Origin of the sequence: Thalassotalea euphylliae, assembly GCF_003390395.1 — a bacterium.
GTDB classification, from domain to species: Bacteria; Pseudomonadota; Gammaproteobacteria; order Enterobacterales; family Alteromonadaceae; genus Thalassotalea_F; species Thalassotalea_F euphylliae_C.
The window spans coordinates 3,954,098-3,977,494 of sequence record NZ_QUOV01000001.1; the positions used below are offsets into that span (position 1 = coordinate 3,954,098).

Below are 23,397 nucleotides of genomic sequence, written 5' to 3' on the forward strand. Positions count from 1 at the left end.
CGACCAGCCAACAATAACTTGCCATCAACAACAAGCAATTAGGTAACCCTATGCAACGACTAGCGCCAGCATTACGCGAAGACGACGTACCTTTAGACTTAATCTCGTTAATTAAAACCATTCTTGCCGCCACCAAAGAAATTTCATTCCGCGTTAGCCAAGCGCAATTAGGTGGCTTAATGGGTTCGACTTTAGATGAAAACATTCAAGGTGAAGTACAGAAAAAGTTAGACGTGGTTTCCAACGAATTAATCAAAGATATTTTGTTGGAATCAGGCTTTGTTCGCGCTATTTCGTCGGAGGAAGAAGATACCTCAGTGGCTGGCGACCCTAACGGCAAGTTCTTAGTGTCGTTCGATCCACTCGATGGCAGTTCAAATATTGATATTAACTCGCTAATTGGCACAATTTTCTCGATTCACGAAGCCATTCCTGAGCTTGCCGCTGACGATCCTAAACAATTCCAACAACCTGGCCACAAGCAAGTGTGTGCCGGTTATGTGCTTTACGGCCCGTCAACCATGTTGGTAATGACCACAGGTAAAGGCACGCATTTTTATGTACTCGACAGAACCCACGGCGGTTACTTGTTGGTTGAGCGCAATGTACAAGTGCCAGCCGATACCCGCGAATTCGCGATTAATATGTCGAACCAACGTTTCTGGCAAGCACCAATGCAAAACTATATTAATGATTTAGTTGCTGGTAGTGATGGCCCGCGCGGCGAGAACTTTAATATGCGCTGGATTGCCGCGATGGTTGGCGATATTCACCGAGTACTGACGCGCGGCGGTATTTTCACTTACCCTGCCGATAACAAAAACCCCGAAAAGCCTTACAAGCTGCGCTTAATGTATGAAGCGAATCCAATGAGTTATTTAGTGGAGCAAGCGGGTGGTTTAGCGATGACTAGCGAAGGGCCGATAATGGAGATTGAGCCAAATGATATTCACCAGCGTGTGGAAGTGATCATGGGCTCTAAAAACGAAGTTGAGAAATGCTTGAGCTACTATAACTAGCTCATATCACGCGATTTCAAAACGCTATAAAAGCTCATTCATAGCTCACTCATAGCTCAGTAAAAGCCGCATCAAATTCGAGGTTATTCGAATAAGACTGCGGCTTTTTTTTATCCACCAAAAACTGCTAGAATACGCGCCAATTAACGTTATTTAAATTTATTCGCTTGGAGAATTATCAATGCCAGCTTACGCGGTCGGACACAAGGTGCCAGATTCTGATTCAGTTTGTTCAGCAATCGCCCTATCGTACCTAAAAAACCAAATTGGTGAAGACGTAAAACCAGCACGTTTAGGCGAGCTATCACCAGAAACTTTATTTATCTTAGACAAGTTTGGTTTCGAGCAACCTGAATTAAAAATGACGTTTGCTGATACTGACGGTATTTACGTGGTTGATCATTCAGATCGCATCCAAGGTCCAGACGATATCGACGACACCACAGTTTTAGGTATTATCGACCACCACAAACTAGGTGATATCACGACATCAACACCACTTGAGTGTTGGATTCGCCCAGTAGGTTGTACTAATACCATTATTAAAATGATGTACGATTTCCACAGTGTTGAAATTCCAAAAGACATCGCTGGCGCTATGATGTGTGCAATTTTATCTGACACCGTGATCTTCAAATCACCAACCTGTACGACTGCCGATATCAAGTGTGTTGAAGCATTGGCGGAAATCGCTGGTGTAGAAGACTACAAAGCACTTGGCATGGAAATGTTTGAAGTGAAATCAGCGGTTGCTGGCACACCAGTACGTGACCTAGTGATGCGCGACTTTAAAGACTTCAACATGCACGGCAACAAAGTAGGTATCGGTCAGTTAGAGCTGATCAACTTAGCTCTAGTTGACGACATGAAAGCTGACTTACAAGCCGATATCGCGGCATTAAAAGCGGAAGGTGACTACCACAGCGTATTGTTGGTATTGACCGACATTATGAAAGAAGGCTCAGAAGTACTCGTTGTCAGCAACAACGACGACTTAACAGAAAAAGCCTACGGCGCAGCTTCTGTTGACGGTAAAGTGTGGATCGACGGCATTATGAGCCGTAAGAAGCAAGTAGTTCCACCACTACAAGATTCATTAGCTTAATCCAATAAGCTTTTCTAAATACTTAAAACCCAGCGTTAACGCTGGGTTTTTTATTCCTTGCATTTAAACCCTGCTATAAATGAATCAATATCGACGCTTGGTCTTTTTTGGTCATTTTTGAGACCACCAACTTAAACGAATTATCTATCATCCGCTCAATTTCACCCACAGGTACAGAGCCATCTAAAATCACCGTATTCCACAGCGCGCGATTCATGTGATAGCCGGGGATCACGCTAGGAAATATATCACGCAGCATAACCGCTTCTTCGGGGTCACATTTTAAGTTCATGCAGTAATGACCCTCTAGCTTACCGTCAGTGCCTTTTTCGTTGCCCTTACCCAAGGATAAGGTGGCGAACATCTTGCCTTTTACTTTATAAACTTCAACATCTTCGCCAAATGGAAAATCTTTAATTGTTTCAGGCTTAGCAAGTAAATATGCCCTTACTTCTTGCTCGTTCATCTTTAAATCCTAATTAGAATAACAACTTAGTTGTAAGCACTAGTATAAACAGCACGCTTAGAAAAGTGATCTTTGTCATGCTTTTCTACACTCGTTTACATTTCGACAAAGCTACGACATCAGTCGCACACACTCTTTTGCTAAAAATACAGTCAAGCAAAACGGAATTGCTTTTATGGTGACAGCAGTATGACCTTGTCTACTTATTAGCACATTGCAATAGCAATACAGTAACAAGGAACACCAAGTTTTAAAAACGGAACAATGTGAATACTTAGCTAGCGCTTGGTATCAAATGCTTAGCCATTGTCTTGGCTAACAATATTAGTTTAGGAGAGAACAATGAAACATAAATTACTCGCTGGTATCGCCGTAAGCGCCATTGTTGCAGGCTCATATGCGCCAGCTAGCTTCGCGCAGCAATACAAATTTGTTGCCACTGACAGTTCGCATGAAACCCGCCTATGCGTTAGAGCAGGTAATAACGACGTAAAAGGTGTTAAAAGCACATTACGTAAAATGGGCATTCATGATCGCAAGGTAAACATCAATACAATTCGCTGTAACGACATAGCGCCTGCCAAGTTTGCTTATAAGTATCAAGCAGATAACACGTTCAACTTTTTGAACAAGTACAGCATTGGTAAGAACAAGGTTAATGCTTCTGTAACCATTCGCGACGTTGCCAAAGCGGGTCAAGAGCCCAAAATCATCTATGTATCTGCGGCTAACTAGCCTGTGATATTGCTAAATATCGCACGCCATTGCCATTCAAACGGCAATTGCAACAATAAGAATAACCAGACAAGTAGCTCTTTGCTGCTTGTCGCTTATTCTCTCACCTCCCATTCGAATAACCTCAGATAAAACCATTAATCGCAGTGAAAAATCATTGCACCATACCGACTGCCGTGACAGCATAGCCCGCTAGTTATTCGTATCTGCAAAACACCTCATGACTGCAAAAACAATCGTTTATTTAGCCAGTGCTGCAATTTTACTTATTGGCTCAGCTTTTCAACCCGCTTACGCACTTGGCAAACTTGGTCACCAGCTAGTGTGCGATCTCGCTTACCAAGCATTAACCCCCGACGCTAAAAGCCAAGTTGACAATTTACTCGCTAGCCTTAATAAAACAGAGCGAAAGCGCATTAATCAATACAACTTTGCCAAGAAAAATAGCCCTATTACTTTAGGTAAAGCTTGCACTTGGCCTGACGCCATTAAAAAGCTTGATCATTACGATAAATATAAGCCGTGGCATTACGTTAACCTTGGCCGTGATGAGCAAGAGTTAACCCACAGCACTTGCCAAAAAGACTGCATTACTCAAGCAATTCCTTATCACGCCAAGCAAGTCACACAAGGTAAAAATGTTAAACAGCGCACTGAAGCACTGATGTTTTTAGGCCATTGGCTGGGTGATATTCACCAGCCGCTGCACGTCAGTTTTGCGAGCGACTGGGGTGGAAATAAAACGAAAATTGAAGTTCAAGGTGTAAAATGTTCAAGCATGCATTGGTTATGGGATGAGTGCTTATTGACTCGCCAGACAAAACACAAAAAGTTAGCAGAACAATACCAACAAATGTTCAGCCTACTGGCTAAGCAACTTGCCAGTACACCAAGTGCTGATATGGTTAAGTGGCAAAACGCCTCAGTGCTTGATTGGGCGAACGAATCTTTTGCTATTGCGCGTTTGCCAGCAACTAAGTATTGCCAATCTAACGCAAGCCATACCTGCCAAGAGCGTAATTTGCCAGTGAAGCTGACTAGCAAAGAGTTAGATCTAATGTCACAGCAAATTAACCTTCGTATGTTGATGGCAAGTGTTCGACTTGCCCACCAGCTCAACACGAGCTTCAACTAAGATAAACTATACTCAGCGCCGCGATATTTTTTCCAACGACATTTAGCTCAGCGACACTTTCCTCGAAAAGCGCTGAGCTTAAATGCAGCTAACTTGTGAGCTGATTTTTAGCCGCTATCCACTGCGACATATATTGGGTACTTTTGTGGCTGTGATGATTGAGCATTAAGCCGATAAAGTTCCGCCCTCGATGCATTGTTAGCTGATTGACGATACAGGTTAACTGCTCTCTAAATTGTTCAATAAACGGCTGGCTGGTAAACAGTAGTTTGCGATTTCGCTCAGCAAGTTCACTGGCCATTTGCCACTGTTCTTCATTTTGATAAAGCACAACAGCTGCTTGTGCTATTTCGTTGACTTTGTCACTAACAGCCCCAGGCCAAGCTAAATCAGTAGCCATTCCCTCTGCGCCAATTGCGGTAGTAACCGACGGTGTGCTGCACAACATGGCATCACTTAACTTTCCTTTAATACCTGCACCAAAACGCAATGGTGCCAAGCACACTTTAGCTTTCGCCATTACCTCAAAAGCATCTTCTGCCCAACCTTTGACTAGAAAACCGGATTTTTCACAATGCAGGTCAGTCGCTTTTTTCGGCGGATAAGCGCCATAAATGTGCAGCTCAGCTTGCGGCAAAGCCTTACGAATTTGCGGCCAAATTTGCTGCTTAAGCCACAGCACAGAATCCCAATTAGGTGCATGGCGAAAATTGCCTATCGCAATAAAATTGTCACGCTGAGCATAAGGCAAGCTGGGTTTCGCTAACGCTTGTTCATCATATAGAAACGGCAAGTAACAAAGATGTGAGGCAGGCACTTGGTAGTGCTCAACCAATAGCGCCATTTCCACTGGCGAGATCATAATAGTTAAATCACAGCGATAAATGGCCGCGACTTCGCGAATCGCAAGCTCTGTATTTAGCTCGGTATTATCAAGATGGCCATCTTTTTTATAAGCTTGATGACGAGCGTTGCGCAGGCTCTGCAAGTCTTCTGTGTCGAGAATTTGCAATGCATTAGGACAGTATTTGGCAACGCGCCAGCCAAATTGCTCTTCCACCATATATCTGTCATACATTACTGCATCAGGCGCTAGCTCGCTGACAAAGGCATCAAAGCTATCGCAATTCAGCGTGATTTCCTGCGCAGCAACATCGAGCGTTGCCAAATCAATCATATGATCACTTTTATTCGCCGCACTTACAAAAGTTACTTGATAATCCAACGTTTGAAATAAACGAATAAGCTGAACCATGCGGCTGCCAGCTGCGGAAGAATTGGGTTCAGGCCAAACCCAACCAATAATAAGCAAAGATTTCATAGAAAATAGCAGAAAAGGAGAATCTCGCTATTTTACGATAGGTACATGGTCTATCGCCACAGTTTAAAAGCTTACTCATATCGCAAAGTAAACCAAACATAACTAGTTTTTTATAAAAAAAAGCCAGCAAAAATGCTGGCCTTTAGTAACAAGAACTGGCAGAAAATTACTGAGCAGCTGCTTCTGCTTGCTCACCTACTTCTGGTGCTGGCTCAGGCTTTTGAATTTCTAATAATTCAATTTCGAAATTCAATACTGAGTTACCAGGAATGCGTGGTGGGTTACCCATAGGGCCGTAAGCAAGATCTGAAGGGATAGTGAACTTATACTTCGCACCTACCGACATTAACTGAACGCCTTCAGTCCAACCGCGAATTACGCGATTTAGTGGGAATACCGCTGGCTGGCCGCGATCTACTGAGCTATCGAATTTCTCACCGTTAATCAAAGTACCTGTGTAGTGTACTTTTACAGTGTCAGTTGCGGTTGGCTTTTCACCCTCAGCAGGGGTAATGATTTCGTACTGAATACCAGATTCAGTGGTCATCACACCTTCGCGTTTTGCATTTTCATCAAGGTATTTTTGACCTTCTGCCAACGCATCTTCTGCTTGCTTAGCAATTTGCGCTTGCTGCTTTTCTTTCATTTGCTGATCAAGCGACATTAATAAAGCTTGAATTTCTTCTTGTGGTAATTGTGATTTGCCTTCTAAGCTTTCTACAAAACCTTTTACGATCAGCTCTTTATCTAACGCTAAACCTAACTTCTCATGTTCTGCTAGGTTACGCTCCATGTACATACCAATTGACGCGCCTAAACCATAAGCTTGCTTGTCAATTTCTGCTTCCAATACTGGCGCTTGCGCTACAACAGGCTCTTCTTTTTTAGCTTCCTGACAGCCAAATACAGACACCATCGCAATTGCAACCAAAGTCGGTTTAAACAATTTCATTTAATACTCCAAAGTTGAACATAACAAAGACCACGGTGATTTTTATTATTTTTGTTCAATCGCGTGAAAAAACACTTATACTAACGGCTATTGTGGTCAGAAAAAAGTATTAAATATTGATGTCGCTTAATCGATTGTTTTCACTCTGTAAAATTGCCGTTTTGCCATGGTTTTTAAGCGCTTGTCAGCCGAGTGATTCACAACCAATTGAACGGTGGCGACACGCTGCTGAAGGTGCGAGAGCAGCCGATATTTCCAATGATGGAAAATTGAGTGTTGTCTCATCAATTCATCATGGCATCAGCGTTTGGGATATCGATAAAAATGCGCTGAAATTTACTTGGTCACAACAACAAGACAACGCCGATAATTTAGTGTTAGCGATTGATATTGCTGATAATAACTCACATGTGGTCACCGCCAACAGCGAAGCTTTCTCGCTGTGGAACGCAGAAACAGGTGAATCAGAAGGCTTTTATCAAGTCAGTGAATCACGCATTCGGGATATCGCTATTGCTAACAACGGTAATTATCTACTTATTGGTAAGTCCAACGGCAAAGTAGCTCACGTCACAATGGCAAACGGGCGACGCCTCGAATTCTTAGGCCATAGCGAAAAAATCAATACTGTTGATATGCTACCCAATGGCCGCGTTGCCATCTCTGGTGGTAACGACTTTGTCGCCTATGTTTGGGATACGCTATCAGGGCAAGTGATTTACCAATTTAACCACCCCAGCCGTGTTACTAAAGTCGCGCTTGATCCACAAGGTCGTTATGCCTTTACCGCAGATAGCAAAAAAGATGCGCATATTTGGAACTTAAAAACTGGCAAACTGGTTAACAGCTTAAAATATACTAATCGCCAAGAAGTGTTTAGCTCAGTGCGATTCTCACCCGACGGCACACAGCTACTCACCGGCGCGCCAACGCGTAAAGTCAGTTTGTGGAATATTGGCACTGGGCAACGTATCGCCAGTTGGCGCGTAACACCGCGCGAAGACATTCGCCCTGCCGGCGCCGTTGTTTACAGCGCCGCTTTTCGCGATAATAACCACTTTATTACCGAAAGCTCGTCTGGATTTGCCGAATTATGGCCACTACCCCAATAACTGCTGATAATCCCAGCGATACAAATCAAGCAATAAGTACGTTAGAACAACGTATTGAAACCTTGGAAGCAAAAAACGCTTTTCAGGAAGATTTAATCGAACAATTAAATCAAGAAATTACTATTCATCAAGCGACATTGGCTGAAATGAAAGAGCATTTGCATCTCGTGGCACAGCGCGTAAAAGACATGGCGCCAAGTAATGTAATGAAAGCGGAAGATGAGCCACCGCCGCCACATTATTAATGGAATAAGCGAGCGACTTGTCACAATAAGTGTTTGGTAAGCCAGCGATAGTGCTGGCTTTTTATTAGCTGATACTCGTGGCCGCTACTCAGGTTTAAATATACCAATCATTTGCTCGCTCTCGCGCACTTGCTTCTCAACATGCGCTTCAGGCTGCGTCATTTGTTCTCCACAGCTCACACAGGTCACTTTTTCAATACCATTTTCTTTGGTGAGTGCCATGGTATCCATCGCCTTACAGCTCGGGCAAACTGCGCCTGCAATAAATCGTTTTTTCACATTCGTTCTCTTTATTGTGCTTCTTACTAAACTTCTTACCGTACTTAGCCAGCATTTTAACTTGAAAGCCACTAGGGGGAAAAGCGACAATAGCGCCAATTTTATAAAGTAGTACTAATTGGAACGCGCGCTTGATCACTGCCCAAGACTTAGATGTTTACCGAGGCTCAAAAGCCTTAATTACCAATGCCACCTTTACGGTGCACGCCAAGCACAAAATTGGCTTAGTTGGTGCCAACGGCTGCGGTAAATCATCACTATTTTCTGTTTTTCTCGGTGGCCTATCACCTGATAAAGGTGAGCTCAAAATGCCTGCCAAATGGCGCATCGCCACGGTAAAACAAGAAACACCAGCGCTTGATGCTAGCGCGCTTGATTATGTGATTGATGGCGACACCGAATATCGCACCATTGAAGCAGAGCTTGAACAAGCGCGACAAGCAGAAAACGGCACCTTAGAAGCCACCTTGCTAAACCAATTAGAAACCATTGATGGCTACAGCTTACCAGCACGTGCTGGTGAGCTTTTACATGGGTTAGGCTTTAGCCAAACTGAACTTTCGCAGCCAGTTAAAAGCTTTTCTGGTGGTTGGCGCATGCGCCTGAATTTAGCGCAAGCGCTGATTAGCCGAGCCGACTTATTACTGCTGGATGAGCCAACCAACCACTTAGATCTTGATGCGGTTATTTGGTTACAGCGCTGGTTAAAACGCTTTGATGGCACCCTAGTGTTAATTTCTCACGATCGCGACTTTCTTGATGATGTTGTCGGTCAAATTCTGCATATTGAGCGCCAAAGTGCCAAGCTGTACTCTGGCAACTACACCGCGTTTGAGCGACAGCGCGCTGAACATTTAGCGCAGCAAGATGCCGCTTACCAAAAACAGCAACGCGAAGTCGCGCACTTAACCAAGTTTGTTGATCGTTTCCGCGCGAAAGCGAGTAAAGCAAAGCAAGCGCAAAGCCGTTTGAAGCGATTACAAAAGCTACCTGATTTAGCGCCTGCTCATGTTGATAGTCAGTTTACTTTTAGTTTCGAGCAACCTGAGCATTTGCCCTATCCACTGCTCTCCATTACCGATACCGACTGTGGTTATGGCGACACCCGAATTCTAGCGCAAGCCAATATCACCTTAGTTCCAGGCACACGTTTGGGGCTATTGGGGCGAAATGGCGCGGGTAAATCAACGTTAATCAAATCGTTAGCCGGTGAGCTTGCCTTGCTGAGCGGCGAGCGTTTTTGTGCACAAGACTTAAATATTGGCTATTTCTCTCAGCATCAGCTAGAGCAACTTCATGGCAACTCGACAGCGCTTGAACATATATTGCGTGATGCACCGCATTTTGGGGAGTTAGATGCTCGCAACTATTTAGGGCGTTTCGGTTTTAGCGGCGATCAAGCATTAGCACAAGCCAGTACGATGTCAGGTGGGGAAAAAGCACGCCTAGTACTCGCCCTGATTGTATTGGCAAAACCACAACTCCTGCTGTTGGATGAACCGACAAACCATTTAGATTTAGAGATGCGCCAAGCCTTAGTGATGGCGCTACAAGATTTCCAAGGGGCGATAATCCTTATTGCCCATGATCGCTATTTACTAGAATCCTGTGTTGACGAATTTTTATTGGTTGGGCAAGGCAAAGTCACTAGCTTTGACGGAGATATCGACGATTACCAGCAATGGTTAAATGACGATAAAAAACTCAGCAAAGCACAATCAGCCGAACCCAAAGAAGCGCAAAATTCAGGTGTAGATAAAAAACAGCAACGCCAGCAACAAGCTGAGTTGCGAAAGCAGGCTGCGCCACTGAAAAAGCAAGTGGATAAACTCAACAAACAAATGGAGCAATGGCAATCAGAACTCGACGAGGTTGAGGCCATTCTTGCCGATGGTGAGATTTATCAATCAGACGATAAGGCCAAATTATCTAGCCTGCTTAAACAGCAAGCGAGCTTGAGCGAGCAAATTAGCGAAGCTGAAATGGAATGGCTTGATTTAGAAGAAAAAATTGACGCGATCATGAATCCAATCGGGTAAGATGAGCATAAAGCGATGATCTGTAACGTGAATTCTAGGGCGTGTTGGACTTTCAGGATTGTTTTTGCAGCAGCCTGTTTGAGTTTTATACAAGGCGGCACTTGTGCAGTGTAGTCACTCTCCATAAATAAGTGCCAACACAGTAGAAAATTCAAAAAGGCGCTGCCCTGCGGGTTCATCTAAACGCTTCCTGCTCATTGTTGCTCGCTTTTTACATAGAACGACTATGCGACAAAGCTAGCGCCGCGATCAGAAAGCGTTTAGATTGAACAAAAATTCAATCTCGAAAGACCAACACGCCCTTGCAGTTTAAGCACTTTTAATGCAGTTTGCTAAACTATCAATAACACGTTCATTTACGACAAGAGAGTTATTATGAACAAACTTACCCTTGCTAGCCTAACCTTAGCGCTATCTTTAAGCTCGTTATCTGGCGTCGCCGCCGATTTAAAATCTGGCATTTATGAACTTAACCGCGGCCAATTTAAAGCCGCGATGGCAGAGTTTCAACCTCTGTTAGAAGAAGGCTACGCTCCTGCCCAGTATCAAGTGGCTATGATGTATAAGAATGGCTGGGGAATGCGTAAAAGCCTGCAAAAGTCTTATGAATTATTGTCACTTGCTGCCGATCAAAACTACCCTGATGCTCAGTTTGAACTCGCCTTGATGTATACCGAAGGCGAACCGGTCGAAAAAAATTCGAAAAAAGCATTTGAACTCACTAAAAAAGCAGCAGAAAAAGGCCTTGCCAGCGCACAATTTAATTTGGGCGTAATGTATGCAGAAGGCACAGGAACCTATCGCGACAATCGTAAAGCTGTGCGTGAATACGAAAAAGCAGCCAAACAAAATTACGCGTTGGCTCAGTTCAATCTTGCGTTAATGCACTTTGAAGGCAAAGGCACAGAGAAAGACATTATTCAGTCATATATTTGGAATACCATAGCATCACGCAATGGCTATCAACCCGCTGAGAGCAGCCGCGTGCTAGATGAGCGAAAGCTTCCTGTTGAAGAAATTAAAAAAGCACGAGAAGAAGCTGACAGTCTTTACCGTAACTTGCTTGCTCAAGCCGAAATCAGAGCAAAGAACAGTCAATAATTAATCAACTTTAACTGGCATTATTGATCTATATCACTATGCCGTTTTGCTCCTTATTTACAATGGTCGTCAGTAACAAATAAGGAGCATGTCATGGACATTCTAAAATCTTTCTTTAACGATCCTGTATTCTGGTTCTCGTTTGGTGGCTTGACTATCGTATTGGCTATTTGTGCTTACTACGTTTACTTCTTTATGAAGAACATTGCTGAAGACAAGTAGCACCAATTAATTTTATCTGCCGAAACATAGAGTTATTTATTGTCTTCAAGGTTGGTTAACAAGCATAAATTTCACGTACAATTTTTAAACATTTTCTGCGCTAGCTTTGCTATAATGGAGCATAACTCAGATAATATGGTGTCGTCGTTATGATCTCTGTTAACCAACAATCTACTTCTCTCAGTTTTATTGAGCAGCAACGCCAACGTCAGGATGAAGAGCGCGAGCAACTTTCTTCTGCACGCCGTATCAATCGTGCTGCTGATGACCCTGCTGGTCTACAAATATCTGAACGTCTTACTTCTCAAATTAATGCGAGCAGTCAACTTAGCGTTAACGCTCAAGATCAAATCAATTTAAATAACGTTCAAGAAGCCAGCCTTACAGCTATCTCTGATAGCCTGCAACGCGCCAATGAGCTTTCAGTTCAATCTGGCAGTGCTTTCAATGATCCAAATGCTATTCAAGGTGAATTAGATCAGTTAACGGAACAAGTAAATGCTATTGCAGGCGAAGCGTTAGGCGATCCAAACTTTTTATCTGGCTTAGATGCAAATGACCCAGCGGCAACACAAGCGGCACTTGAAACTGCATTTGAAAGTGTTAGTCAGCAAGCGACAGCATTAGGCGCAGACAGCAATAGCTTGGGCAGCCAAGTGAGTACCTATGAAACCTCTGTGGTAAACGTTAGTGCATCACGCTCACGTATCCAAGACACAGACTTCGCTTCTGCCAGTTCAGAACAAGAACAAGCTGAAGCTCAGTTGCAAGCTGCCATTATTACGCGCCGTGAAGAGGACTCTCGTCGTGGTTTGTTAGTGAATCAGTTGGTTTAGTTCAATTGCCTGTAAAGCAGATACCTTAATACAAACACAACTGTTCTATCTCAAGCTAATATCCGTATAATCAAGCCTACCCCATGAGTGTCATGGGGTAGGCTTTTTCTTTTCATAACTTATTTTCAAAAATACAGCCAAGATGATAATCAACAGCTCATTTAAACCAGCGTGGTGGCTTAGCAACGCTCACTTGCAAACTATTTTGGCAAAGTATTTTCGCAAGCATCAGCGCATCGCACTGCACAAGTCAAGCCTAGAAACGCCCGACGATGACTTTATCGATTTAGCGTGGACAGAATTGCCCGAGCGAAATAGTGCAAAACCGATTGTGGTTATATTGCATGGCCTCGAAGGCTCAGCCGATAGCCATTATGCGAAAGGCATGTTAACCGCAATTAAGAATGCGGGTTGGATAGGTGTGCTGATGCATTTTCGCGGCTGCAGTGGGCGCCCTAATCGCCATGGACGTTCTTATCACTCAGGTGATACACGTGATATCAACTTCTTATCAAATTGGCTGCAAAATCTTTACCCACAGGCGCCAAAAGCAGCAGTTGGCTTTTCATTAGGCGGAAATGTGGTAACCCGTTATTTAGCCGAGCACCAAGATCACCCTTATCAAGCTGCAACCGTGATCTGTGCGCCACTAGATTTAACCAGTTGCAGCCGTCGTATTGCCAAAGGTAGTTCACGTATCTATCAGAAGTACTTGGTCGATATGTTAAAAGCCAGCACCTTAGTTAAAGTTGAACAGCAATTGTTACCTGAAATCAATCCAAGCCGACTGGAAAAAGTCAAAGAGCTATGGGATTTTGATCATATGGTTACCGCTCCTGTAAATGGTTTTGCTAGCGCTGAAGACTACTATCAACGTGCCAGTGGTAAGCCCGTGATGGCCAAGATTAATGTTCCTTGTCTATTTATTCATGCCGCTGACGATCCGTTTTTGGATCATCAGCATATCGTACCCGATCAGCCACTGCCTGAGCATATTGATTTTGAGATTAGCGAAAAAGGTGGGCATGTTGGTTTTATCACTGGCAATAACCCGTTAAACCCAATTTATTGGTTAGAGCAACGCACACCTGCCTATTTGAGTCAGTTTTTATGATTATTCCCCATCAAGAAATTCAGCCCGAGACATTAACAAAGTTAATCCAAGAATTTGTGCTGCGAGAAGGCACCGACTACGGTTTAGAAGATGTTGAACTCACGCAAAAAATTGCGCAAGTAAAGCAACAATTAGCGAGCGGAGAAGCCGTGATCGTCTATTCAGAGCTCTATGAAACGGTCAATATCATCCCTCATACGGAAGTTGAGCAATATTTGTCAGCGTCAGAGTAAAGCACTTTTGCTAATCGGCATGAGGACTATTCAAGCGTCAACTGCATATGACGCTCGGTAAAGTGGTTTGAGAATACCGCCAGCTTGTTATCTGCTTGCTCAACTAAACTCACCTTGCGCGGCAAATAACAAGCTTTGTTAAAACGTGCGGTCACTTTTTGATAAGGCTTTTCAGTATTCACTAGCGCCCAATTCATCTGGTACATACCGTGTATTACACAAGCATGCATTCCTACCATTTTAGCCAGCCAAGGCTGCAAATGAATGGGGTTATAGTCGCCTGATAGCTTAGCATATTTGCGTGCTAGCGCTGGCGTCAGTGTTTGATAAGCCACTGCTGAAAGTGCACTCGCTACATCGAACTGCCGTCTTCTTTCACCCCGTTGATAGTCTTTAAATTTATCTAACAACTGATGTTCGCTAACAAGACAAACATTGTTGTTCTGCAACATCTCAATTCGAGTATGATAAACCAAGCCTTTGTCGCTTGCCTGGCAGCCTATTATGCTCAGTATTAAGTCAAACGGCTGTTGCCAACTTACTGGTTGTTGTTCCTCAAAACTAGCACTGATATGAATCAAACCAATCAGACCACTCGGCAGTTTAGCCTGCAATAACAACTGCCCAAGATAGCGATAGCTTTCTATAAACAAGTAGCTTATTGGTAAAGTTTGGCAATTAAAGAGTTGCTTAAAGCTTTGTTGGCGCGAATTATCAGCTGCCAATCCATTAAGGCGAATGGCGAGCGGCGCAAAGCTATTACTCGGCAAGCAAGCAGATAAATCACTTTTCGGCACAGATCTTTCAGGTGAATCACTTTGCTGATTAACGAGCTTGTTATTCGCCAGTTCACAGCTGCTAACATGTTTTTTTAGTTGTGCTCGGCTGATCAATAAATTGCCGAGTAATCTCGTTAGCAACCGAAACTTCGGTGCTGGTGTCTGAAGCAATGGCGTCATGATAAACTTTATTATTGTTATTTTTTAATTGAAGCCGTGACCATCTGATCACATAGAGACATCCTGTCTATATCATCTTTAGTTTCATTAAAGTGGCATACCTTATGTTCTATAACATCGCCACTCATTGACTTCCTGTCTCTCTAGCGTCCACCAGTGCGGCATACCGTATGTTCTATACATCGCCACTCATTGACGTCCTGTCACCGTGGCATACCGTATGTCCTATACATAAAAGCCAACTTTACGTTGGCTTTTAGAACATTTATTAGCCACTTGAGCTATTATTGCCCAGAAGTGATTGTAATTTCACCTATTTTATTATTTTCAATGTCTTCTTCGGTAAAGCGAAGTGGTCTTAATTGCGGCTGCTGAGAATACAGCATAGTTTGATCTAAATTATGATCCGCCCCAAACGCATGCGACTGCGAATAACTTAACAAGCCACGAGCCACTGGCCCTTCATCAGTAAAGTTCACCACTGTCATCCAGCTACTGCCATAATTAATATGGTAGCCCTCACCTTCGACACTCATCATGGTATTTGGCAGTGTAGGGTAAGTATGGCGTGGCAATAGGGTGCCATTATTGCTGGTAGCAGCTCTAAAGACATTAAAACCACCTTCAATATTATGCGCCCCTGCCCATGGAATTTTCACGCCAGTTGCTTGCCCATCCGGTGTACTGCGCTCAACAAACTGAACCGTGCCTAGTACCTCATCCAATGCTATGCCTGCTGATTCCACCGTCATAATTGCCCGTGCAAACTGAGTTAACACCTCAGGGGTTGCAGCCAATGTATTTGGCGTTGTTATAGGATTAGCCGGATCGAAATCATTTTGCCATTGTGGCGCTAGATTAAATTGAAAAGCAAACTCGCGGAACAGGTGGCCGGCACTGCTGTTTAGATTCATTGTGCCGTCCCATTGCGCCAAGGCACTGCAGCCTGCGCTAATATCGACATTTTGGCCATCAACATTGACGGGAGTATTGCCCTGATTTTGACACATTGCTAATAAGTCACTCAGTACTGCTTCACCCAAATAATTGCGATTACCGAGCAGTGCTTGCTCCACTTCTTCTGGCGTAAACAAACCATCACTGCCAGCAGCGTCTGCCAACAATTTATGCGCCATACGCGAACGCAAAGATTGTTGATTATCCACTTGTCCATAAAGCGGCGATACACCAGTAATTGGCGCTTGTGCATTCGTTAGCCAAAAGCTGTCGTTAGAATTTTGCACATAGTCAGTGCCTGAATATTTCGGTGCTTGTTCATAAGGAACAGGTCGGTCAAAATCAAACGCCGAAATAAACGCTGGCAAAACGGTAAAACCTGCTTGTTGTTTGGCGCCGATCAATAACGGGTTGGTTGTTAACTCAGTTATCGCAGTATCGGTTAAAAACGGTACGGTTGAATCATCAATATAAAAGACATTACCTTCACGATCTGCCGCCATGGTGTTGTTAAAAATAACACCGTCATGATCTCTAAACGCTTGCTTAAATTCGTCCATGTTGGTGGCAAGGTTCATCGCCAGCCAGTGATCGACAATGTCTAAATTAGCGGTATTAGCATCTTTAATCGCGTATGCATCACCATCTGGCCCCCATTCAAAAGCGCCGGGCACAACAACCATAGGCCCTTGATGAGTTGAATAACTGTTTTTCGCTAGTTGAATGGTTTGCCCCGGCGCCACTGCCACATCAATCACTAATTCGCGGCGAGTGATCGGACGGTTTACCCCATCGACGACTTGTGACAATTGGCTAGGATCGCCATCGTTTAACGTCAACTGATACAAGACAAAATGCTCAGCGGTAGAAAACGTATGTGTCCAGGCAACGTTTTCATTAAAACCAATATTCACAACCCCTGGCACGCCCATCAGCGAGCCACCCATGACATTCATATAGCCAGGGATAGTTGAGTGAAATTGCCAGAATCTGAGATTGCCTGTATGAGGAAAGTGAGGGTTTGCCAAAACCATACCTTTACCATTGGCGGTTTTGTCTTTGCCTAGCCCCCAGCCATTTGAGCCAAGCTCTTGCTCGTTTATCTCTGGCATCGTCACTTTCGGGTTAACTTTAAAAGGCAGCTCTACAGCAGCTGCTTTCGCCGCTTTACTACCTTTTGGAAAGGGTAAAAATGATTCACCTTCAGGCGCGGCAGCAAACATTGCTCCTAAGAAGTTCGCAGCGCCAGGTAAATGCGCAATCCCCAAGGAGTAAGTTAACATGTCAAGGTCACTGATTGGCTGTACCCACGGCTGCCCAGCACACGCAGGGTCAATATTCTCTGCGCCAGTATCAGCAAGATACTTGTTGTAGCCCTGCGCATAGCCTGACAGCATCGCCTGTGAATTAGCCGACATGCCACGAATACTATTTTGAGCGATATTTCGAATATCTAGAGTAAGGAAGCCAAAATCACTAATTAAGTGCTCGGAATCGCCAGATCCAGGCACCATATCAGGGCCATAATATTTAGCGCGCTCAGAGTTATATTTAAGAATTTGATCCGCCAAAATACAGATATTATCTCTGGCAAATGCATAACCAACACCATAAGCCAAGCTCTCTAAGTTATCGGCTTTAACATGCGGCACACCAAAGTCTGTCCAACGAATATTGGCGCTAAGCTGACCGTCAGGTGCAAATGCCGGTACGACATCAACTGGCATTGGTGGCTGCGGTACTTCTGGCGTCGGCGGTTCAAAACTTGGTTGACTATTATATTTAAAATCGCCATTTCCACAGGCGCTCAATAAAATTGAAAAAGACAGTAATGAGATGGGCTTAAGTAGCCTGAGCTTACTCAAACCTTTTACAGGTGAGTTTAGTGATATCAAAATACGTTCCTCTTTTGCTTATGCCTTGTTGTATGTCTTTGTATATATTTATTTTTTTAGATTGATGCAGGCATTTCCCCAAATGCCATACATGAATTATTTTGTAGCATAGCGAATTGAATTGCTCAAATAAGCATCACTAATAGCTAACTATTCGCCTTCTGAACGAAAGTTGTCATCAAAACAGCTATGAAAAATAAGGAGTTCTTTAAAAAACACCCAAAACTCTGGGCTAAAGATAATTCGAAAGGTAAATAACGTGGCTTATTGGCTTTACTTCAAAGGGTAAATGGCGCTAACTAATTTATTTGAACTAGGTTGCCATTAAGTATCAGCTCATAACCTGTTTTATCACTTTCGCAATGAATCCCCTATACTGGTTAAATAGTCTTAGCAAGGAGCGCTTTTACGTTGCCAAGCCAAACAACACTCTCTAAAAAACTAAGAAAACGCGCTCAAGTTGAACTGTTCATTGCTCTCTTTTTAGTGTCGGGGTTAACACTATTAACCTTAATATCAGAAATTGAAGCCTTTGAATTGTTATTTGAATTTACTCGAGCATATGAAGATTGGGATCTCGACGAAATATTACTCTTTGTGTTTTATTTGGGTGCAGTCGGCAGTATCTATACATTCAGACGTATGCAAGACATCAAAAGGCTGAATCGAGAAATAACAAATCTTGCTTTTTTCGACGGAGTAACTCATTTACCAAATCGCGCCCTTGCGACAGAACGGCTTGCGGTATTACTGAAAACCTATGAAAAGACCAGTAATAAATTGGCAGTTGCCTTTATTGATTTTGATAATTTTAAAGTCATCAACGACACGTATGGCCATGCTTTAGGGGATTCATTACTAAAACAAGTTGGTAACCGATTAAGTCAATGTGTCGGGGCTGATGATACGGTTGGTCGACTGGGAGGAGATGAATTCTTACTGCTCATCGAGTATAAGGAATTGGCTCAATTAGAGGCCATCACCAATAAATTGTACCAAGTGCAGCAACAGCCCTATTTGCTCGATTTAAATGAAGTCAAAGTGACATTTAGCATTGGTATCGCGCTTTACCCAAAAGATGCAACGTGCCAAGCTGAGTTGCTTAAAGCTGCTGACTCTGCAATGTATCATGCGAAAAAGCTAAGAAAGGGAGACATTACCTTCTACGATGAGCAAATACGTGAACAATTAACGCAACGGTATAACATAGAAACAGGCTTAAAAGGGGCAATTGATCAGCATGAGTTTCATATTCAATACCAACCTCAAGCTAGCCTGAAAACAGGTAGGTTAATAGGTTATGAAGCATTATTGCGTTGGCAAACAGCTGGACAGTTTATTTCCCCCGAAGACTTTATTCATGTTGCCGAAGAATCTGGCCAAATTGAGCAAATCGGCCTATGGGTGCTAAAGCAAGCACTATCTGAAATGCAGCCTATACTCGCTAGTGACCAATCGTTATCAATAAACCTTTCTCCACGCCAGTTTCACCAAAATAATCTAGTTCCCGTCATTAGTAACTTACTCAACAAGCTGCACTTTCCAGCTAATCAGCTTGAGCTTGAAATTACAGAATCCGCTATAGTGAGCAACTTTGAAAGAGCGATAACCCAAATATCTGAGCTTAAAAAGCTTGGTATTAAAATTGCCATCGACGACTTCGGCACTGGATACTCTTCTTTAATTCGCTTACGCGAGCTGCAGGCTGACCGTCTAAAAATAGACAAACACTTTATCAATCAACTCAATAAATCCGACAAAGACGAGCAACTGGTCGAATATATTTTAATGCTAGCGAAAAATATGGACCTTAGTGTTGTTGCTGAAGGTGTTGAAACGCAAGTTCAATTAAGCAAGCTACAAGAACTAGGCTGCGATGCAATACAAGGTTATGTATACGCTCACCCAATGCCAATTGGAAAGGTGTTAAAAAGCGAACACAGTGTTTTATTTTGCCCGCTTGCTGAAGCTAAACATGGTTAATAGGTAGTGATGGAAGAGAATTTTGCGTTTCGCTAAATTACTTTGTTTGGTATTCGAATAATAAATTAAATGTTACCGGTACCGCATTACTTATATTGCTAAGACCTGCGATTGTCCTGAGCTTTTCAACACCTGCCGCCAAATTGTATTGGTTAGCGTTCATTATTAATGGCTTTACCGTGTTAACGACAAAACGGTTTCTCGCAAGCTTAATCAATTGTACTTTCATCGTCACTGCTTGCTTGTTGCCATGAAGGTGAATATTCCCAGATAACGGCAAGTATTTCACTTGTCCAGCTGGCAAAGCTTCAATAAAGCGAATATCAACCTCACCAATAAAGTCTGCGCTAGCAAAGGTATCAAGTTTGAATAAATACTTCTGCATGCGTTCATCGCGGATAGGGATGGCCGTATTGACACTTGCTAGACTGATCTTAAAGCTTACTTGCCCTTGTTTATTGATATCGCCAGTCAGATTTTCAAAGCTGTGAACTTCTGCGACTTCGCTATTTTTCGTGGTAACAAAACTTAGCTGAGACTCGCTACTGTTGAGCTGCCAGCCAGCAAACACTGGTAGCGAAAACAGCAAACTCAAACAATTAACTAAAGCGGTAAGAATAAGTAAACGTCGCATAACTCTTCCTTGAATTTAATTATCGCTATTGCTTGGAAATATGACTTGCTATCGCTACACAATAGCGACCGTTAAAACTCGCGATCTGCGCGATGTGGTTTAATGATCTGTTGCCAAGGAAACTCACCAGCCCCCAAGCTTAAAAAATCAGGATTCATTAATGAGTGGCGTTCATTATAGCTAAGTGGCTGAAACTCACTGTCAATAATAGTGCCACCCGCTTGTTCTAAAATACACTGGCTGGCACCTGTGTCCCACTCACCTGTAGGCCCAATTCGCAAATAGCAGTCCGCGCCACCTTCAGCAATTAAGCAGTTTTTCAATGAGCAACTACCAAGGGCAATATACTCAAATTCAAAATCAGTATTTAAATATTGTCCCATCAAGCTTAATTCTTGGCGGCGGCTAATGGCCACTTTAACAGGTCGTTTTTCATCATAACGAGCAACGTGAATTTGCTTGCTCGACTGACCATTATCTTTGAACGCCCCCGCGCCTTTTTCAGCATAATAGGTTAAATGATGATCAGGAGCATGAATCACCCCAATCACCGGCCAGCCATTTTCCACTAGCGCTATGTTTACTGCAAAGTCGCCACTGCCAATAATAAACTCACCGGTGCCATCAATCGGATCAAGTAACCAATAGCGCTGCCATTTGCCACGTTGCGCCAAAGGTAGTGGGCCGACTTCTTCAGAAATAATGGGAATATCTGGCGTTAAACGCTGAAGCTCTGCCATGATCGTTTCATTGGCAGCAAGGTCAGCACTCGTGACTGGGCTGTCATCAGCTTTGATCTCTGACGTAAAATTTCGCTGTCGATAAAATGACATGACTTGCTCGCCCGCCAATTTTGCAGTGTCGATAGCAATTTTTAACAGTGGGCTTAGCGAGTGTGATTCGGTCATTTTAACTCCTGTTGCTGCGCTAATTGATCACGCACTAGCATCAATGCGGCAATCGAGCGAGCTTCATTAAAGTCAGGTTGGCTTAACAGGTTTTGGTAGTCGGCAATTGGCCAAGGCACCACTTCCAAAGGCTCCGGCTCGTCACCTTCTAATTTAGAAGGATATAAACCTGAAGCGAGATAGATTTTCATATGAGCATTAAAAAATGCGGGCGCCATGGCAACATCGTGAATATGCTGTAACTGCTCAGTTGCGTAGCCGATTTCTTCCTGCAACTCACGATTAGCTGCTTGCTCACCTGTTTCACCCGGATCAATTAGGCCTTTAGGAAAGCCCAATTCATAACTGTGGGTGCCAGCGCAATATTCTCGCACTAGCAACATAGTCTCGTGATCAAGCATAGGTACCACCATCACAGCGCCTCGGCCACTCCCCGCCATGCGCTCATATTCACGCGTTTGCCCATTGCTAAAGGCAAGATCAATTTGCTCAATCGCAAAAAAGCGACTTTTGGCCACCATGCGGCTATCGGTAATTTGAGGTAAGCGGTTTTTCAACGTAGTCACACCTAATAAGCGAAGCTCAGAGAAAGTTGGTTATGTAGACAAACTATTATCGTTATAATGCCATAATAAGATGTTTTCTTGGAATAAATCTATGCTGGATTGGTCAGAAATTTCCACTGTGCTGCTCGATATGGACGGTACGATTTTGGATCTTCACTACGACAATCGTTTTTGGTTAGAACATTTACCAAAGCGCTATGGTGAAAGTGTTGGCATTTCAACTGAAGCTGCGCGCGAAAAACTTACTGCACATTACCAAAAAGTCCACGGCACTATTGCTTGGTATTGCCTTGATTATTGGGCTGAACAAACCCAACTGCCGATTACCGAGTTAAAACGTGAATTAATGCATTTAATTGCCTTGCGACAAGATGCCGATGAGTTTTTACAAGCGTTAAGAGCCAGTGGTCGTCGAGTGGTGATGGTGACTAACGCGCACCCGGGTAGTTTGTCGTTAAAAATTGAGCGCACACAGCTCGATAAGTATTTTGACAAGCTTTACTCAACCCATGAGTTTGGTGTTAGTAAAGAGTCACAGTCACTTTGGCAGCAACTGCATGCCGTGGAAAAATTTGATTGCCAAAAGACGCTTTTCGTCGACGACAGCTTGCCGATTTTAGATTCGGCCAAAACGTTTGGTATTAAGCACTTGCTGGCGGTCGCAAACCCCGACAGTCAACAACCTGTGCGTGAAATCACAGATTACCCAGCAATTACAGATTACCGCGTGATGACCGCAGAGATATTAGCGACAGGTCCTAAAATTTAAGTTCGTAGCGCCCTTGGGCGTCAGGGTTACCAATAAATGGCAGCGTGTCGCGCAGCTGTGCCGGAAAGTTATTACCCGGCGTTAGGTAACCTTGACCACTAACGCGGCCATCTAAGCCAAGCAACGCGGTGTACTGTAAACCCAGTCGATTATCTGGCAAAACTTTCACAGCCAATTTCCCTTGCTGGCAAGAAATTTCGCCCTTAAAGCTTCCTAACTCAATACTTTGTTCAAATGCGTTAACAGCAGCGCGTTGCCACGTTAATCGCCCTTTCGCACTAACACACTGATTACCAGCTAAGGTTAGCTCATCAATGGTAAGCTCAGCTTGACCAAAAGCATCAAGTTCGATTGGTAGTGGCAGCAATGGCGCAATTTCGCCTGCAGGCATTTGCACGGTAAAATCGGTGATTTCTACCTGATCACGCCTTAAAGCAAGGTACCCTTGTCCTTCGGGTCCATCGCTCAAACGGCTGCCGAATTTCACCTCTGCCGCAGGTGATAACGCTAATAACGACCACGGCGACACGTCGGCACTAATTTGATTAACTGTTACCCCTTGGTAGCGAGCCGCACTAATCTGCGGTGACCAAATAGTTTCGCTTACTTCACCTAGGGCTAACCCTTTCGGAAGTTTACTATGCTCCACGAGAAGTGCTGCCGGTGTTAAGGCAATAACAAAAACAAGGTAGGCTGCAACAATTACCGCAGCCAATGCTATTTTGATTTTTAACGTCATATGTCTCGTGGTCTATCGTTGGCGTGTTAGTTTTCTATGGCCGCTAACGGCTCAATGTTTTACGAATTATTTT

Annotated in this window: 24 protein-coding genes; 14 read left to right on the forward strand and 10 right to left on the reverse strand. The window is 43.6% G+C overall.

Annotation, left to right across the window (positions count from 1 at the left end):
• The first annotated feature begins 50 nt into the window (after nt 1–50).
• Both DXX92_RS17320 and DXX92_RS17325 read left to right on the forward strand, forming a co-directional pair.
• Nucleotides 51–1,019: a class 1 fructose-bisphosphatase gene (locus DXX92_RS17320; RefSeq protein ID WP_116001921.1), complete on the forward strand. Its 969-nt coding sequence runs from the start codon at nt 51–53 to the stop codon at nt 1,017–1,019.
• A gap of 181 nt (nt 1,020–1,200) precedes the next feature.
• Nucleotides 1,201–2,124, forward strand: a complete 924-nt coding sequence (locus DXX92_RS17325) for a manganese-dependent inorganic pyrophosphatase (protein WP_116001923.1) — start codon at nt 1,201–1,203, stop codon at nt 2,122–2,124.
• A 73-nt stretch (nt 2,125–2,197) separates the two neighbouring features.
• On the opposite strand, the gene DXX92_RS17330 is transcribed toward DXX92_RS17325, so the two are convergent.
• Entirely contained in the window at nt 2,198–2,590 is a 393-nt protein-coding gene (locus tag DXX92_RS17330; RefSeq protein WP_116001925.1) for an MmcQ/YjbR family DNA-binding protein, read from the reverse strand.
• A 342-nt stretch (nt 2,591–2,932) separates the two neighbouring features.
• Here DXX92_RS17330 and DXX92_RS17335 point away from each other — a divergent pair, with 342 nt between their 5' ends.
• Both DXX92_RS17335 and DXX92_RS17340 read left to right on the forward strand, forming a co-directional pair.
• Nucleotides 2,933–3,325 carry a DUF3718 domain-containing protein gene (locus tag DXX92_RS17335; RefSeq protein ID WP_116001927.1) on the forward strand — a complete coding sequence of 131 codons (393 nt, stop codon included), beginning with the start codon at nt 2,933–2,935 and terminating at the stop codon, nt 3,323–3,325.
• A 220-nt stretch (nt 3,326–3,545) separates the two neighbouring features.
• Nucleotides 3,546–4,460 carry a S1/P1 nuclease gene (locus tag DXX92_RS17340; RefSeq protein WP_116001929.1) on the forward strand — a complete coding sequence of 305 codons (915 nt, stop codon included), beginning with the start codon at nt 3,546–3,548 and terminating at the stop codon, nt 4,458–4,460.
• Nucleotides 4,461–4,548: 88 nt separating this feature from the next.
• Here the strand turns inward: DXX92_RS17340 and DXX92_RS17345 are convergent, their stop codons facing one another.
• Together DXX92_RS17345 and fkpA are read right to left on the reverse strand one after the other, a co-directional pair.
• Nucleotides 4,549–5,781 (reverse strand): glycosyltransferase, encoded by a 1,233-nt coding sequence (locus tag DXX92_RS17345; RefSeq protein ID WP_116001931.1) that lies wholly within the window; start codon nt 5,779–5,781, stop codon nt 4,549–4,551.
• 166 nt (nt 5,782–5,947) lie between these two features.
• Nucleotides 5,948–6,733 (reverse strand): FKBP-type peptidyl-prolyl cis-trans isomerase, encoded by a 786-nt coding sequence (gene fkpA / locus DXX92_RS17350; protein ID WP_116001932.1) that lies wholly within the window; start codon nt 6,731–6,733, stop codon nt 5,948–5,950.
• A 119-nt stretch (nt 6,734–6,852) separates the two neighbouring features.
• On the opposite strand from fkpA, the gene DXX92_RS17355 reads away from it, so the two are divergent.
• A complete protein-coding gene (locus DXX92_RS17355; protein WP_116001933.1) occupies nt 6,853–7,845 on the forward strand; it encodes a WD40 repeat domain-containing protein in 993 nt (330 codons plus the stop codon).
• A complete protein-coding gene (locus DXX92_RS17360; RefSeq protein WP_116001934.1) occupies nt 7,827–8,090 on the forward strand; it encodes a SlyX family protein in 264 nt (87 codons plus the stop codon). Before DXX92_RS17355 ends, DXX92_RS17360 begins: the two co-directional genes overlap by 19 nt.
• 84 nt (nt 8,091–8,174) lie before the next feature.
• On the opposite strand, the gene DXX92_RS17365 is transcribed toward DXX92_RS17360, so the two are convergent.
• Nucleotides 8,175–8,369, reverse strand: a complete 195-nt coding sequence (locus DXX92_RS17365; protein ID WP_116001935.1) for a YheV family putative zinc ribbon protein — start codon at nt 8,367–8,369, stop codon at nt 8,175–8,177.
• Between the two features lie 131 nt (nt 8,370–8,500).
• Between DXX92_RS17365 and DXX92_RS17370 the strand changes: the two genes are divergently transcribed.
• The 6 genes from DXX92_RS17370 to DXX92_RS17390 all read left to right on the forward strand — a co-directional run bounded on the left by DXX92_RS17370 (nt 8,501) and on the right by DXX92_RS17390 (nt 13,914).
• Entirely contained in the window at nt 8,501–10,408 is a 1,908-nt protein-coding gene (locus DXX92_RS17370; RefSeq protein WP_116001936.1) for an ATP-binding cassette domain-containing protein, read from the forward strand.
• Nucleotides 10,409–10,783: 375 nt separating this feature from the next.
• On the forward strand, nt 10,784–11,509 hold the full coding sequence (locus DXX92_RS17375; RefSeq protein WP_245961519.1) for a tetratricopeptide repeat protein: 726 nt from the start codon (nt 10,784–10,786) through the stop codon (nt 11,507–11,509).
• A gap of 93 nt (nt 11,510–11,602) precedes the next feature.
• Nucleotides 11,603–11,731: a hypothetical protein gene (locus tag DXX92_RS19365; protein ID WP_258872166.1), complete on the forward strand. Its 129-nt coding sequence runs from the start codon at nt 11,603–11,605 to the stop codon at nt 11,729–11,731.
• 149 nt (nt 11,732–11,880) lie between these two features.
• On the forward strand, nt 11,881–12,567 hold the full coding sequence (locus DXX92_RS17380; protein ID WP_116001938.1) for a flagellin: 687 nt from the start codon (nt 11,881–11,883) through the stop codon (nt 12,565–12,567).
• A gap of 205 nt (nt 12,568–12,772) precedes the next feature.
• Complete coding sequence (locus DXX92_RS17385; protein WP_245961520.1) at nt 12,773–13,681, forward strand: hydrolase; 909 nt, start codon at nt 12,773–12,775, stop codon at nt 13,679–13,681.
• The gene (locus DXX92_RS17390; RefSeq protein WP_116001939.1) at nt 13,678–13,914 is read left to right on the forward strand and encodes a YheU family protein; all 237 of its coding nucleotides are present in this window, start codon (nt 13,678–13,680) and stop codon (nt 13,912–13,914) included. Before DXX92_RS17385 ends, DXX92_RS17390 begins: the two co-directional genes overlap by 4 nt.
• A 26-nt stretch (nt 13,915–13,940) precedes the next feature.
• On the opposite strand, the gene DXX92_RS17395 is transcribed toward DXX92_RS17390, so the two are convergent.
• Together DXX92_RS17395 and DXX92_RS17400 are read right to left on the reverse strand one after the other, a co-directional pair.
• Nucleotides 13,941–14,873 carry a MaoC/PaaZ C-terminal domain-containing protein gene (locus DXX92_RS17395; protein ID WP_116001940.1) on the reverse strand — a complete coding sequence of 311 codons (933 nt, stop codon included), beginning with the start codon at nt 14,871–14,873 and terminating at the stop codon, nt 13,941–13,943.
• Nucleotides 14,874–15,157: 284 nt separating this feature from the next.
• The gene (locus DXX92_RS17400; RefSeq protein WP_116002500.1) at nt 15,158–17,695 is read right to left on the reverse strand and encodes an acylase; all 2,538 of its coding nucleotides are present in this window, start codon (nt 17,693–17,695) and stop codon (nt 15,158–15,160) included.
• A 441-nt stretch (nt 17,696–18,136) separates the two neighbouring features.
• Between DXX92_RS17400 and DXX92_RS17405 the strand changes: the two genes are divergently transcribed.
• On the forward strand, nt 18,137–19,708 hold the full coding sequence (locus DXX92_RS17405; RefSeq protein ID WP_116001941.1) for a putative bifunctional diguanylate cyclase/phosphodiesterase: 1,572 nt from the start codon (nt 18,137–18,139) through the stop codon (nt 19,706–19,708).
• 37 nt (nt 19,709–19,745) lie between these two features.
• Here DXX92_RS17405 and DXX92_RS17410 read toward each other — a convergent pair whose 3' ends face one another.
• The 3 genes from DXX92_RS17410 to nudE form a co-directional block, all read right to left on the reverse strand.
• Nucleotides 19,746–20,342 (reverse strand): YceI family protein, encoded by a 597-nt coding sequence (locus tag DXX92_RS17410; RefSeq protein WP_116001942.1) that lies wholly within the window; start codon nt 20,340–20,342, stop codon nt 19,746–19,748.
• 71 nt (nt 20,343–20,413) lie between these two features.
• Nucleotides 20,414–21,250: a 3'(2'),5'-bisphosphate nucleotidase CysQ gene (cysQ, locus tag DXX92_RS17415; RefSeq protein WP_116001943.1), complete on the reverse strand. Its 837-nt coding sequence runs from the start codon at nt 21,248–21,250 to the stop codon at nt 20,414–20,416.
• A complete protein-coding gene (gene nudE / locus DXX92_RS17420) occupies nt 21,247–21,807 on the reverse strand; it encodes an ADP compounds hydrolase NudE (RefSeq protein WP_281269091.1) in 561 nt (186 codons plus the stop codon). Before nudE ends, cysQ begins: the two co-directional genes overlap by 4 nt.
• Nucleotides 21,808–21,907: 100 nt before the next feature.
• Here nudE and yrfG point away from each other — a divergent pair, with 100 nt between their 5' ends.
• Nucleotides 21,908–22,585, forward strand: coding sequence for a GMP/IMP nucleotidase (gene yrfG, locus DXX92_RS17425; protein ID WP_116001944.1), 678 nt, complete (start codon nt 21,908–21,910; stop codon nt 22,583–22,585).
• On the opposite strand, the gene DXX92_RS17430 is transcribed toward yrfG, so the two are convergent.
• Nucleotides 22,575–23,324, reverse strand: a complete 750-nt coding sequence (locus DXX92_RS17430) for a type II secretion system protein N (RefSeq protein WP_116001945.1) — start codon at nt 23,322–23,324, stop codon at nt 22,575–22,577. The two genes, yrfG and DXX92_RS17430, sit on opposite strands and share 11 nt — an antisense overlap.
• Nucleotides 23,325–23,397: the final 73 nt, after the last annotated feature.